Source organism: Pseudomonas hamedanensis, assembly GCF_014268595.2.
Lineage (GTDB): Bacteria > Pseudomonadota > Gammaproteobacteria > Pseudomonadales > Pseudomonadaceae > Aquipseudomonas > Aquipseudomonas hamedanensis.
On sequence record NZ_CP077091.1, the window covers coordinates 4,726,611 to 4,738,748 of the forward strand.

Here is a 12,138-nt window from a genome sequence, read left to right on the forward strand (position 1 = left end):
GTATCCATACATGATCGACTATGCTTGAGCAGCGAAGGGAAACGGAAGTGGTTCAACACCCCATGGATATCAAATTCACCCACCGGCTGTCGTACAAGCAAGCCAGGCTTACCGTGCTGGTCGGGTTCATTCTGGGCACGCTGCTCAGCCTGCTGCAAATCGGTATCGATTATGCCAGCGAAGACGCGTCCATCAACCGGGAAATCCTCTCGTTGCTGGAAATCAGCCACAATCCGGCGTCACGCATTGCCTATAACATTGACGCCGAACTCGCCCAGGAACTCACCCTGGGCCTGCTGCGCTCGCCCGCGATCATTTCTGCACAGCTGACCGACAACAACGGCACGGTACTGGCCAACGTCAAACGACCGGAGCTGCAGAGCGGTTACCGGATGATCAGCGACTTTCTGTTCGGCGCCAAACGCCAGTTCGAAGACCGCTTGTACCTCGACCACTTGCCCAACGAGTCCCTCGGTGTCTTGAGCCTGGAAGTTGACACCTATGCCTTCGGCAGCCGCTTCCTGCGGCGGGCCGAAGTCACTTTGCTCAACGGTTTCGCCCGCAGCCTGCTCCTGACCGGGATTCTGCTGGCGCTGTTTTATGTGATGCTGACCAAACCGCTGGTACGGGTGATTCGGGAACTCAGCGGCCGCGATCCGCGCGCCGCGGTGCCGACCGTTCTGGAATGCCCGGCAGGGCACAGCAATGATGAAATCGGTGTCCTGGTCAAAGTCGCCAACCAGCAGTTCGAGAATATCGCGACCGAGATCCAGCAACGGCGCAATGCCGAAAACCGCTTGACCGACTACCTCGGTCAACTGGAAAACATCGTCTCGGCGCGCACCGCCGAACTCAAGGCGATCAACGCCCGGCTCAGTCAATCCAACGAGGAACTGGAAATCGCCCGCGGCACCGCGCTGGAAATGGCCGAAGCGCGCTCGGCATTCCTCGCCAACATGAGCCACGAGATCCGCACACCACTCAATGGCCTGCTGGGCATGATTGCACTGTCGCTCGACGGCCCGCTGAACGCCGAACAGCAGCAACAGCTGTCGATCGCGCACGACTCCGGCAAGGTGCTGGTAGAACTGCTCAACGATATTCTCGACCTGTCGAAGTTCGACGCCGGGCAACTGGAGCTTGAACATATTCCGTTCGACCTCGGCGCCTTGATCGAAGACACCGCCAACCTGTTGTCGCAGAATGCCGCCCCCAGTGTCGAATTGAGCTGTCTGATCGATCCGCACTTTCCGGCGCTGGTGCTGGGCGATCCGACCCGGGTTCGCCAGATCGTCAGCAATCTGTTGTCCAACGCGCTGAAATTCACCCGTTTCGGCCGGGTGGACGTGCGCCTGAGCACTTACCAGGAGGGCGTGCGCATCGAAGTCTGCGACACCGGCATCGGCATCGCCCAGGAAGCCCAGGTGAAAATTTTCCAGCCCTTCACCCAGGCCGGAGCCGGGATCACTCGCCAGTACGGCGGCACCGGACTGGGCCTGGCGTTGACCTACAACCTCTGCGAAGCCATGCAGGGGCGCCTGACCATCAGTTCCGAGACCGGTTTCGGCAGTCAGTTCTGCGCCGAACTGCCGCTGCCCTGCCACACCCGGGCGCTGGCGCCTGCCCCGCTGCAGGGAAAAGTCCTGGCGATCACCGCGGCCAGCAGCGGCCTGGCCGAGTTGTTGAAGAGTTTGCTGCCGGTGTGGGGCCTCGAATATGAACAACGCACCATCGATGACTCGTTGCTGGGCCTCAAGCCTGACGTGCTGATCACTGATTGCCCGGAGTGCCTGTTCGGGCTGCGACCGACCATCGTCGCACCGATTCTCCTGGTGACCGCCTACGGCAGTTTCCTGCCCAGCGAAGAGGCGGCCGCCCTCGCCCCGTTGCAGCAACAGGCGCGACCGCTGGCGCGCAATGCGCTTTATCAGAATTTGCGCCGGACCCTGCAGCCAGACACCGCCACGACCGGCGATGCGCGCCTCGAGGCGGCACCCAGCGCGCGCCGCGCACGGGTCTTGCTGGTCGAAGACAACCCGGTCAATCAATTGGTGGCCAAGGGCATGCTGGGCAAGCTCGGCTGCGAGGTGGTGGTGGCCGCCCATGGTGTCGAGGCGCTGGATCAACTGGAAGTCCAGGCATTCGATCTGGTGTTGATGGACTGCAACATGCCGGTGATGGATGGCTACGAAGCCAGTCGGCAGATTCGTCAAAGCGGGCGCTGGCCGAACCTGCCGATTGTCGCCCTGACCGCCAACGCCATGTCCGAGGAGCGCGAGCGCTGCCGGGCCGCGGGCATGAGCGACTATCTGGCGAAACCGTTTCGCCGCGAAGAACTGGCAGCGCTGCTCGATCAGTGGATTGCGGCTACGCCAGCGCCTTGATCTGTCCCAACAAGTGATCGAGGCCGTCGCGCAAATCATTGAGGCGGTCCAGATCGACACCGCTGTCACACAGCAGCCGGGCCTTCAACGGTCCGACCTGCGCACGCAACGCCTGTCCGGCAGCGGTCAGGCTCAAATGCACTTCGCGTTCATCGCGGGCCGAGCGCTGGCGCTGCACCAGGTGCAACTGCTCCAGACGCTTGAGCAAGGGCGTCAGCGTGCCGGAGTCCAGCGCCAGACGCTCGCCCAGGGCCTTGACGGTCGGTTGCTCCGGGGCGGTCTCCTGCCACTCCCACAACACCAGCATCGCCAGATACTGCGGGTACGTCAGGCCAAGCTGATCAAGCATCGGCTTGTAGGCACGAATCACCGCGCGGGACGCGGCGTACAGCTTGAAGCACAGCTGGCTGTCGAGCTTCAGCGAATCGACGCTCATTTGAGCAGGGCTTCGATCTCGCGGCTCAGGTCCTGCGGCTTGGTCGCCGGGGCGAAACGCTTGACCACCTGGCCGTCCTTGCCGATCAGGAACTTGGTGAAGTTCCACTTGATGCCCTGGGAACCAAGTACGCCCGGGGCGCGCTTCTTCAACTGCACGAACAACGGATGAGCACCGGCACCGTTGACCTCGACCTTTTTGAACAGGGGGAAACTGACGCCGAAATTCAGCTCGCAGAATTCGCTGATCGCGCCCTCGTTACCCGGTTCCTGTTTGCCGAACTGGTTGCAGGGAAAGCCCAAAACCACCAGCCCCTGATCCTTGTAGGTTTGCCACAGGGCTTCGAGGCCTTTGTACTGTGGGGTGAAACCGCACTTGCTCGCGGTGTTGACCACCAGCACCGCTTTGCCGGCGAAATCGGCCAAGGTCTTTTGCTCACCCTGGATCGTGGTGCAGGGAATATTCAGCAAGTTGTCGCTCATGGGGCGGGCTCCGCAAGAAATGGGAAAGACCAAACATAGCGAGCAATTAAATTGTGTGCAATTTAATTATCCGAAAGGCGACACCCTGTCGCCTTGTCCCTTACTCGCGCGGCTCGAGATTCAGGCACACCGAGTTGATGCAATAACGCAGGCCGGTTGGCGGCGGCCCGTCCGGGAACACATGACCCAGATGCGCATCGCAGCGCGCGCATTTCACTTCAGTGCGGATCATGCCGTGGCTGGTATCGCGGATTTCAGTCATCGCGCTTTCGCCGATCGGCCGATAGAAACTCGGCCAGCCGCAGCCGGAATCGAACTTGGTCGTGGAGTCGAACAGCGGCTCATTGCAGCAGACGCAGTGGTAGACACCGTCGGTTTTGGTGTCGTTGTATTTGCCCGAGAACGGTCGCTCGGTCGCGCTCAGACGGCAGACGTTGTACTGCTCGGGGTCGAGCATGGCTTTCCATTCTTCCAGGGTTTTTTGCAACTTTTCCATCATCACACCTCAGCGGCTGAAAAAGCCCGATCTGTACCTTTTCCACGGATCGGGCGGCACGTATGATTGCGCCTCGTCACGCACCAGTCTGGCAGTCAGACCGGGCGCATTCAAACGGATTATGGGAGCCACGGCTCAAGACGTCCGCCTGTGTGAAAACGCAGGAATCCCAGCACGGTTGTCCATTCGCCGTCTGGATCGTTCATTTTCGGGATCACATCGCCATGCAGTTCAGCAAATCGAACAAGCTCGCCAACGTCTGCTACGACATTCGCGGTCCGGTGCTCAAGCACGCCAAACGACTGGAAGAGGAAGGCCAGCGCATCCTCAAGCTGAACATCGGCAACCCGGCACCGTTCGGTTTCGAAGCGCCTGATGAAATCCTTCAGGATGTGATCCGCAACCTGCCGACCGCACAAGGCTACAGCGATTCCAAAGGCCTGTTCAGCGCGCGCAAGGCGGTGATGCAGTACTACCAGCAGAAGCAGGTCGAAGGTGTCGGCATCGAAGACATCTACCTGGGCAACGGCGTGTCCGAGCTGATCGTGATGTCGTTGCAGGCGCTGCTCAACAACGGCGACGAAGTGCTGGTGCCGGCGCCTGACTATCCGCTGTGGACGGCGGCCGTCAGCCTGGCCGGCGGCAACGCCGTGCATTACCTGTGCGACGAAGGCGCCGACTGGTTCCCGGACCTGGCCGACATCAAGGCCAAGATCACCCCGAACACCAAAGCAATGGTGATCATCAACCCGAACAACCCGACGGGTGCGGTGTATTCGAAGGAAGTGCTGCTGGGCATGCTGGAGATCGCCCGTGCGCATAACCTGGTGGTGTTCTCCGACGAGATCTACGACAAGATCCTCTACGACGATGCCGTGCACATCTGCACCGCGTCCCTGGCGCCGGACCTGCTGTGCCTGACCTTCAACGGCCTGTCCAAATCCTACCGCGTGGCCGGCTTCCGCTCCGGCTGGATCGCTATCTCGGGGCCGAAACACAATGCCCAGAGCTACATCGAAGGCATCGACATGCTGGCCAACATGCGCCTGTGCGCCAACGTGCCGAGCCAGCACGCCATCCAGACCGCGCTGGGCGGTTACCAGAGCATCAACGATCTGGTGCTGCCACAGGGCCGTCTGCTGGAACAGCGCAACCGCACCTGGGAGCTGCTCAACGATATTCCGGGGGTAAGCTGCGTCAAGCCGATGGGCGCGCTGTATGCCTTCCCGAAAATCGACCCGAAAGTCTGCCCGATCCACAATGACGAGAAATTCGTCCTGGATCTGCTGCTTTCCGAGAAGCTGCTGGTGGTGCAAGGCACGGCGTTCAACTGGCCATGGCCGGACCACTTCCGCGTGGTCACCCTGCCCCGCGTCGACGACCTGGAAATGGCCATCGGCCGTATCGGCAATTTCCTCAAATCCTACCGCCAGTAGCTCGCAATCAGTGCGCAACGGCAGAACGTTGCGCACTGTCTGATTCAGCAACACTTCTACATTCCGCACTTGTGCATGCCTTCTACACTTGCGGTTCAGCCCCGTTTAGCGCACACAACACAATGGCGACGGGGCGCAACTGGCTGCGGTTCATGCCTTAATCTGCCGTGGGAGCTGTGCTGTACACCGAAGAATCAGCTGTAGGACACAGTTTGAAATAGTCACTCAGTTGAATAGCCCGTGGCAGCACCTTATATACCCCGCAGTACGCTACATCTTTAGCTTGAGGAGATTTCTACAACCATGATGCGCATCCTGCTGTTTTTGGCCACTAACCTGGCGGTCGTGCTGATAGCCAGCATCACCCTGAGCCTGTTCGGCTTCAACGGGTTCATGGCGGCCAACGGGGTCGACCTCGACCTCAGTCAGCTGCTGGTATTCTGTGCGGTCTTTGGTTTTGCCGGTTCCCTGTTCTCGCTGTTCATCTCAAAGTGGATGGCGAAGATGAGCACCGGTACCCAGATCATCAGCCAGCCACGCACTCGGCATGAGCAATGGCTGCTGCAAACCGTCGAGCAATTGTCCCGCGAAGCCGGGATCAAGATGCCCGAAGTCGGTATTTTCCCGGCCTACGAGGCGAATGCCTTCGCCACCGGCTGGAACAAGAACGATGCACTCGTTGCCGTCAGCCAGGGCCTGCTGGAGCGCTTTTCGCCTGATGAAGTGAAAGCTGTTCTGGCCCACGAGATCGGCCACGTCGCCAACGGTGACATGGTCACGCTGGCGCTGATTCAGGGCGTGGTGAACACCTTCGTGATGTTCTTCGCACGGATCATCGGCAACTTCGTCGACAAGGTGATCTTCAAGAACGAAGAAGGCCAGGGCATCGCCTACTACGTGGCAACCATCTTCGCCGAACTGGTACTGGGCATCCTCGCCAGCGCCATCGTCATGTGGTTCTCGCGCAAACGCGAATTCCGTGCCGACGAAGCCGGCGCACGCCTGGCCGGGACCAGCGCGATGATCGGCGCCCTGCAACGTCTGCGCGCCGAACAGGGCATGCCGGTGCACATGCCGGACACCCTGAACGCCTTTGGCATCAACGGCGGCATCAAGCAGGGCTTCGCCCGCATGTTCATGAGCCACCCGCCACTGGAAGAGCGTATCGACGCGTTGCGTCGTCGCGGTTGACTGCATCGGTGTAAAAACGAAGGCCTGCAGTGATGCGGGCCTTTTTGCGTTTTCCTGGATGGTTTTCGGCGCCTGATATGGCCTCATCGCGAGCAGGCTCACTCCTACAGGATTTGTGGTATTCACGTAATCCTTGATCCACCAGAAATCAATGTAGGAGTGAGCCTGCTCGCGATGAGGCCAGAACTGCCTGCACAGAACTAACGGCTGGAAAGCCGGTAAACCCGCTCCACCAACGACGTCACCCCCGCATCGGAAAATCTCGGGCTCTCGGCCAACACATCCTGCTCTTCCAGGCTCTTCACCTGCCAGCCCTTACTGAACAACCGCTGCACCTCTTGATCATCCACCGCAAACGGTGGCCCGGGCATTTGCGCCTGAGGGTAATCGAGGGTGATCAACAACCCCTGCACGCCGGGCGCGAGGATTTGCTGGAGATGCGCCGCATAACGTTCACGCATCGGCGCCGGCAAGGCGATCAACGCGGCGCGGTCGTACAACGCCGTGCAGCCTGCAGCCTCCTGAGCCGTCAGCGCGAAGAAATCCCCACACCACAGTTCGATGGCATCACTGCGGTAAACCTTGAAATCGCCCTCTTCGCTGATCTGCGGCACGATACGATGCTCGTCGAAAAAGCCCTCAACGGCCCTATCCGACAGCTCCACGCCCAGCACCTGATGGCCCTGACCCGCCAGCCACAGCAGGTCCAGGCTTTTCCCGCACAGCGGCACCAGCACACGCGCCGATGGCGTCAGCGCCAGCTGCGGCCAATAGCGCTGTAAGTACGGATTCGCTTCAGGTTGGTGAAAGCCGATCTGGTTTGAAGCCCATTTCTCGTGCCAAAAGTCAGCTTGCATGTATCCCTCCCGAAAAACCGATGATAAGGCGTTAAAACTTATATTAGATTCAGATGAACGATCTGACCGAAGATGAAGCATCTTAACGCGCAGGAATCCTCGCATGCTTCCCAGCCTGTTTATCTCCCATGGTTCACCGATGCTGGCGCTGGAACCCGGCGCCAGTGGCCCGGCATTGACGCGACTGGCCGCCGAACTGCCGCGCCCCAACGCCATCGTCATCGTCTCGGCACACTGGGAAAGCCAGGAACTGCTGGTTGCCAGCCACCCGCAACCGGAAACCTGGCATGACTTCGGCGGTTTTCCCCGCGCGTTGTTTGAAGTGCAGTATCCGGCGCCGGGCAATCCGCAGTTGGCGGCCGAGGTGGCCGACTTGCTGACAGCCAACGACCTGCCAGCGCGCCTCGATCCGCAACGTCCGTTCGACCATGGCGTGTGGGTGCCCCTGTCGCTGATGTACCCGCAGGCGGATGTTCCGGTGGTGCAAGTCTCGCTGCCGAGTCGCGGCGGAGCGGCATTGCAGACGCGGGTTGGCCGTGCGCTGGCGAGCCTGCGTGAACAGGGCATCCTGATCATCGGCTCCGGCAGCATTACCCACAACCTGCGAGAACTGGACTGGCATGCCGGCCCGGAAAGCATCGAGCCGTGGGCGCGGGATTTCCGTGACTGGATGATAGACAAGCTTACGGCCGACGATGAAGCGGCGCTGCATGGCTATCGCCAGCAGGCGCCGAATGCGCTGCGCAGTCACCCGAGTGATGAGCATTTGTTGCCGTTGTACTTTGCGCGCGGTGCCGGTGGGATATTCAGCGTGGCGCATCAGGGCTTTACGATGGGTGCGTTGGGTATGGATATTTATCGCTTCGGTTGAAGCATTCGCGAGCAGGCTCGCTCCCACAGAAGCCAAAAAAAGCCAAAAAAAATCCCCGAACCAGTCGGGGATTTTTTATGTGCGATCAATCAGCCCGAGGGCGGATCAATCTTCGCGGTAGCGACGCAGCTTGAGCTGCTTACCGGCCACGCGAGTGTCCTTCAGCTTGGTCAGGAGTTTCTCCAGACCTTCTTCCGGCAGCTCGACGAGGCTGAAGCTGTCACGCACCTGGATGCGACCGATCGCTTCACGGGCCAGGCCACCTTCGTTGAGGATGGCGCCCAGCAGGTTTTTCGCAGCGATACCGTCACGCGCGCCCAGCGCGGTACGGCAACGAGCACGGCCTTCGCCCAGCGGCATTGGCGCGCGACGCTCGCGATCACCACGGTCCGGACGATCGCCGGAACGCTCGGGACGGTCGCCACGCGGTGCGTTGTTCGGCACCAATGGACGTTCCTTCTCGATCGCTGCCAAGGTCAGCGCTTGACCATTGGTGGCTTTGCGCAGCAGCGCTGCGGCCAGTGCACGCGGGGTGCAACCGATGTCGGCGGTCAGGCGATCTAGCAGATCACCGTGGGTCGATTCGGCATCGGCAACCAGCGGCGACAGGCTGTTGGTCAGTTTCTTGATGCGCGCATCAAGCACTGCCTGAGCATCCGGCAGACGCACTTCGGCAACCTTCTGACCGGTCACACGCTCGATCACTTGCAGCATGCGGCGCTCACGTGGCGTGACCAGCAACAGTGCACGACCTTCGCGACCGGCACGGCCGGTACGGCCGATACGGTGCACGTAGGATTCCGGATCGTACGGCATGTCAACGTTGAACACGTGAGTGATGCGCGGAACGTCCAGACCACGAGCAGCAACGTCGGTCGCCACAACGATGTCCAGACGGCCATCTTTCAGCGAATCGATAACGCGCTCACGCTGGTTCTGGGCGATGTCACCGTTCAACGCGGCGGCTTTGTAGCCTTTGGCGTCGAGGGCGCTGGCCAAATCAAGGGTCGCTTGCTTGGTGCGCACGAACATGATCAGTGCATCGAAGTCTTCGACTTCCAGCAGGCTGAGCACGGCCGAGGTTTTCTGGTCAGCGTGAACCAACAGGTGAGCCTGTTCGATCGCGGTAACGGTCTGGGTCTTGGTCTGGATCTTGACGTGTTGCGGATCGCGCAGGTGGCGTTCGGCAATGGCGCGGATCGACTGCGGCAGGGTCGCCGAGAACAAAACGGTCTGACGGGTCGCTGGCAGAGCCTTGAAGATGACTTCCAGGTCATCCATGAAGCCCAGCTTCAACATTTCGTCAGCTTCGTCGAGAACCAGGTGGTTCACGGTCGACAGGACTTTCTCGTCGCGACGCAGGTGGTCACACAGACGACCCGGGGTGGCGACAACGATCTGTGCGCCATTACGGATTGCCTTGAGTTGCGGGCCCATCGGCGCGCCGCCGTAAACGGCCACGACAGTAACGCCTGGCATTTGCTTGGCGTAGGTTTCAAAAGCGGTTGCTACTTGCAGCGCCAACTCTCGGGTTGGCGCCAGGATCAGGGCTTGCGGTTCGCGCTTGGCAGGATCGATGCAGTGCAGAATAGGCAGTGCGAACGCGGCGGTTTTACCGGTACCGGTTTGCGCCTGGCCAATCATGTCCTGGCCGGCCATGATGATCGGGATCGATTGCTGCTGAATCGCCGAAGGCTCTTCGTAGCCGGTCGCTGCGACGGCTGCAAGAATATTCGGATTAAGATTAAAAGCGGCGAATCCGCCGGTTTCCTGGGTCATGGGTCTGCCTCTAAGTGCATCCGCAAAGACCCATGCTCCAAAGCTGCGCATGCCGTGTTGAGACTCAAGAGTCGCCCTGGCAGCTTTGTCGGCGGGGATTTGCGAAAACGAATGAATGAAGATGGATCGTCAAGGAAGAGCCCGCAATGCGGACGTGCAGCCGAAGCTGACTTCGGGAAATTGCGCTACCTAAACGCGGCCCGGTTAAAGGCCGGCGCGCACTATACCGGATTTCGCCCAAAAAGGGAGCTTTTTTTATCGCCGCAATCCGTGTGTCACCGCTGTGTAACGGGGTTTTGCGGATAATCGCGCAACGGTCTATTTTGCAAAGGCCCGTCCCTGCGGGCGATCACGCTTAAACGGTTCATCGACCTGCGGCAAAGCGCCGCGCACCCGCCCTTCGCGTTCGAGGATTTCGCCATGAATCAGCCCTGCGCCGGCCGCGTCAGCCGAGAACGTCGTGGTCACGTGCACCTGATCGGCCTTGATCGGGCGGCCAAGCGCAACGCCTTCGACCTTGATCTGCTCAATGACCTGAGCCTGGCTTACGGCGAGTTCGAAGCCGACCGCGAAGCGCGGGTCGCCGTGGTGTTTGGCCACGGCGAGCACTTTACCGCCGGGCTCGATCTGGTCAACGCCAGTGCCGCTCTGGCCGAAGGCTGGCAGGTTCCGACCGGCGGTTGCGATCCGTGGGGCGTTTTCGTCGGGCCACGGGTAAGCAAACCGGTGATCGTCGCCGCGCAGGGCTATTGCCTGACCATCGGCATCGAGTTGATGCTCGCCGCTGATATCAACCTGTGTGCGAGCAATACCCGCTTCGCGCAGATGGAAGTGCAACGTGGGATCTTTCCGTTTGGTGGCGCGACTTTGCGTTTTCAACAGATCGCCGGCTGGGGCAATGCGATGCGCTGGCTGCTCACCGGGGATGAGTTTGATGCGCATGACGCGTTGCACCTGGGCCTGGTGCAGGAAGTGATGGCCAGTGAAGACCTGATGCCGCGGGCCATTGAACTGGCTGAAAGGATCGCCCGACAGGCGCCGCTGGGGGTGCAGGCGACGTTGCTGTCGGCACGGCAGGCGCGGTATGAGGGTGAGACGGCGGCAGCGCAGGGATTGCCGGTGCTGGTGAAGAAGTTGTTGGCGACTGAAGATGCCCGGGAGGGGGTGCGGTCGTTGGTGGAGCGGCGGCCTGGCATCTTCAAAGGAGTTTGAGAAGTCTGGCGCCTATCGAGGCGCCATCGCGAGCAGGCTCACTCCTACATTTGAAATGCAATCCCCTGTAGGAGTGAGCCTGCTCGCGATAGGGCCGGCACGGCCCTCGTTTCAGGTCGCGGGGCGAATCGCCTTGATCAACGACTGCAACGAATACCCCAACCGCGGCGCCAGCGCCTCGGCCCGTTGGGTCAGCGCCTGCATATCCAGGTCCTGATCGAGATCCGCCGGTACGATCAGAATCACGTTGCCCTCCTTCACCGGCAGTTCCCAGTAATGCCGGTGGTAGAGCCCGCGCAACAACGCCGCGCCCAGCGGCTTGCCGTCGTCGGTGGCCCACTGATTGATCACCAGCCAGCCGCCCGGATTCAGGCGTTTCTGGCAGTCGCCGAGGAAACTCCACGCCAGATGCCCGACACCCGGGCCGACATCGGTATACAGGTCGACGAAAATCAGGTCCGCCGGCTCGGCGCTCGGCAGCAACTCGAGGGCATCGCCGACGCGGATGTACAGCCGCGGATCGTCATCCAGCCCCAGGTATTCGATCGCCAGGCGCGGTACGTCGGGGCGCAGTTCGATGGCTTCGACGTCTTCCAGCGGGAGGAACTTGAGGCACGCCTGGGTCAGCGTGCCGGCGCCCAGGCCAAGAAACAGCGCACTCTCCGGTTGTTCATGGCACAGCGCGCCAATCAGCATCGCGCGGGTGTAGTCGTACTCCAGCCAGCTCGGATCAGCGGTGAACACGCAGCTCTGCTCGATCGCATCGCCAAATTCAAGAAACCGGTAATCGGCCACTTCCAGCACACGAATCACGCCGAACTCGTCCTGTACTTCGGCGAGCAGATGCTCGACGCGCTCCTCAGTCATTTCGTCTCCTGATGGTCACCGGGCGCGGTGACGCGATGGCAGCGCTGTGGCGCCGTGGCAAAGCGCCGATTGTCGGCGAAGGGGTGGCAGCAGGTCACGCACTAATTGCTGCTACCATGGCGTTCCC

General features: G+C 60.8%; 11 protein-coding genes. 5 read left to right on the forward strand and 6 right to left on the reverse strand.

All coding sequences use genetic code 11. The features are described from left to right. Nucleotides 1-62: 62 nt before the first annotated feature. Nucleotides 63-2,384 (forward strand): hybrid sensor histidine kinase/response regulator, encoded by a 2,322-nt coding sequence (locus HU739_RS20545; RefSeq protein ID WP_186547109.1) that lies wholly within the window; start codon nucleotides 63-65, stop codon nucleotides 2,382-2,384. Here the strand turns inward: HU739_RS20545 and HU739_RS20550 are convergent. The 3 genes from HU739_RS20550 to msrB form a co-directional block, all read right to left on the reverse strand. Next, nucleotides 2,368-2,820: a MarR family winged helix-turn-helix transcriptional regulator gene (locus tag HU739_RS20550; RefSeq protein ID WP_186547108.1), complete on the reverse strand. Its 453-nt coding sequence runs from the start codon at nucleotides 2,818-2,820 to the stop codon at nucleotides 2,368-2,370. The two genes, HU739_RS20545 and HU739_RS20550, sit on opposite strands and share 17 nt — an antisense overlap. After that, complete coding sequence (locus tag HU739_RS20555; RefSeq protein WP_186547107.1) at nucleotides 2,817-3,302, reverse strand: glutathione peroxidase; 486 nt, start codon at nucleotides 3,300-3,302, stop codon at nucleotides 2,817-2,819. The genes HU739_RS20550 and HU739_RS20555 overlap by 4 nt, the downstream gene beginning before the upstream one ends. A gap of 100 nt (nucleotides 3,303-3,402) precedes the next feature. Continuing rightward, the gene (msrB, locus tag HU739_RS20560) at nucleotides 3,403-3,798 is read right to left on the reverse strand and encodes a peptide-methionine (R)-S-oxide reductase MsrB (RefSeq protein ID WP_186547106.1); all 396 of its coding nucleotides are present in this window, start codon (nucleotides 3,796-3,798) and stop codon (nucleotides 3,403-3,405) included. A gap of 224 nt (nucleotides 3,799-4,022) precedes the next feature. On the opposite strand from msrB, the gene HU739_RS20565 reads away from it, so the two are divergent. Both HU739_RS20565 and htpX read left to right on the forward strand, forming a co-directional pair. Continuing rightward, nucleotides 4,023-5,234: a pyridoxal phosphate-dependent aminotransferase gene (locus tag HU739_RS20565; RefSeq protein ID WP_016770856.1), complete on the forward strand. Its 1,212-nt coding sequence runs from the start codon at nucleotides 4,023-4,025 to the stop codon at nucleotides 5,232-5,234. A gap of 303 nt (nucleotides 5,235-5,537) precedes the next feature. Further along, entirely contained in the window at nucleotides 5,538-6,425 is an 888-nt protein-coding gene (gene htpX, locus HU739_RS20570; protein ID WP_186547105.1) for a protease HtpX, read from the forward strand. 200 nt (nucleotides 6,426-6,625) lie between these two features. On the opposite strand, the gene HU739_RS20575 is transcribed toward htpX, so the two are convergent. Further along, entirely contained in the window at nucleotides 6,626-7,282 is a 657-nt protein-coding gene (locus HU739_RS20575) for a thiopurine S-methyltransferase (RefSeq protein ID WP_186547104.1), read from the reverse strand. A gap of 103 nt (nucleotides 7,283-7,385) precedes the next feature. Between HU739_RS20575 and HU739_RS20580 the strand changes: the two genes are divergently transcribed. Then, complete coding sequence (locus HU739_RS20580) at nucleotides 7,386-8,153, forward strand: DODA-type extradiol aromatic ring-opening family dioxygenase (protein ID WP_186547103.1); 768 nt, start codon at nucleotides 7,386-7,388, stop codon at nucleotides 8,151-8,153. Between the two features lie 105 nt (nucleotides 8,154-8,258). On the opposite strand, the gene HU739_RS20585 is transcribed toward HU739_RS20580, so the two are convergent. After that, entirely contained in the window at nucleotides 8,259-9,932 is a 1,674-nt protein-coding gene (locus tag HU739_RS20585) for a DEAD/DEAH box helicase (RefSeq protein WP_186547102.1), read from the reverse strand. Nucleotides 9,933-10,352: 420 nt separating this feature from the next. Between HU739_RS20585 and HU739_RS20590 the strand changes: the two genes are divergently transcribed. Beyond that, a complete protein-coding gene (locus HU739_RS20590; RefSeq protein ID WP_186547101.1) occupies nucleotides 10,353-11,144 on the forward strand; it encodes a crotonase/enoyl-CoA hydratase family protein in 792 nt (263 codons plus the stop codon). A 111-nt stretch (nucleotides 11,145-11,255) separates the two neighbouring features. Here HU739_RS20590 and HU739_RS20595 read toward each other — a convergent pair whose 3' ends face one another. Continuing rightward, the gene (locus HU739_RS20595; RefSeq protein WP_186547100.1) at nucleotides 11,256-12,011 is read right to left on the reverse strand and encodes a spermidine synthase; all 756 of its coding nucleotides are present in this window, start codon (nucleotides 12,009-12,011) and stop codon (nucleotides 11,256-11,258) included. Between the last annotated feature and the right edge of the window lie 127 nt (nucleotides 12,012-12,138).

Excerpts from the sequence above, each read along its gene's own strand:
- HU739_RS20595 (WP_186547100.1), bottom strand. The coding sequence starts at position 12,011 with ATGACTGAGGAGCGCGTCGAGCATCTGCTCGCCGAAGTACAGGACGAG.
- HU739_RS20550 (WP_186547108.1), bottom strand. The coding sequence starts at position 2,820 with ATGAGCGTCGATTCGCTGAAGCTCGACAGCCAGCTGTGCTTCAAGCTG.
- HU739_RS20565 (WP_016770856.1), top strand. The coding sequence starts at position 4,023 with ATGCAGTTCAGCAAATCGAACAAGCTCGCCAACGTCTGCTACGACATT.
- HU739_RS20545 (WP_186547109.1), top strand. The coding sequence starts at position 63 with ATGGATATCAAATTCACCCACCGGCTGTCGTACAAGCAAGCCAGGCTT.
- HU739_RS20555 (WP_186547107.1), bottom strand. The coding sequence starts at position 3,302 with ATGAGCGACAACTTGCTGAATATTCCCTGCACCACGATCCAGGGTGAG.
- HU739_RS20580 (WP_186547103.1), top strand. The coding sequence starts at position 7,386 with ATGCTTCCCAGCCTGTTTATCTCCCATGGTTCACCGATGCTGGCGCTG.
- HU739_RS20575 (WP_186547104.1), bottom strand. The coding sequence starts at position 7,282 with ATGCAAGCTGACTTTTGGCACGAGAAATGGGCTTCAAACCAGATCGGC.
- msrB (WP_186547106.1), bottom strand. The coding sequence starts at position 3,798 with ATGGAAAAGTTGCAAAAAACCCTGGAAGAATGGAAAGCCATGCTCGAC.
- HU739_RS20590 (WP_186547101.1), top strand. The coding sequence starts at position 10,353 with ATGAATCAGCCCTGCGCCGGCCGCGTCAGCCGAGAACGTCGTGGTCAC.
- HU739_RS20585 (WP_186547102.1), bottom strand. The coding sequence starts at position 9,932 with ATGACCCAGGAAACCGGCGGATTCGCCGCTTTTAATCTTAATCCGAAT.
- htpX (WP_186547105.1), top strand. The coding sequence starts at position 5,538 with ATGATGCGCATCCTGCTGTTTTTGGCCACTAACCTGGCGGTCGTGCTG.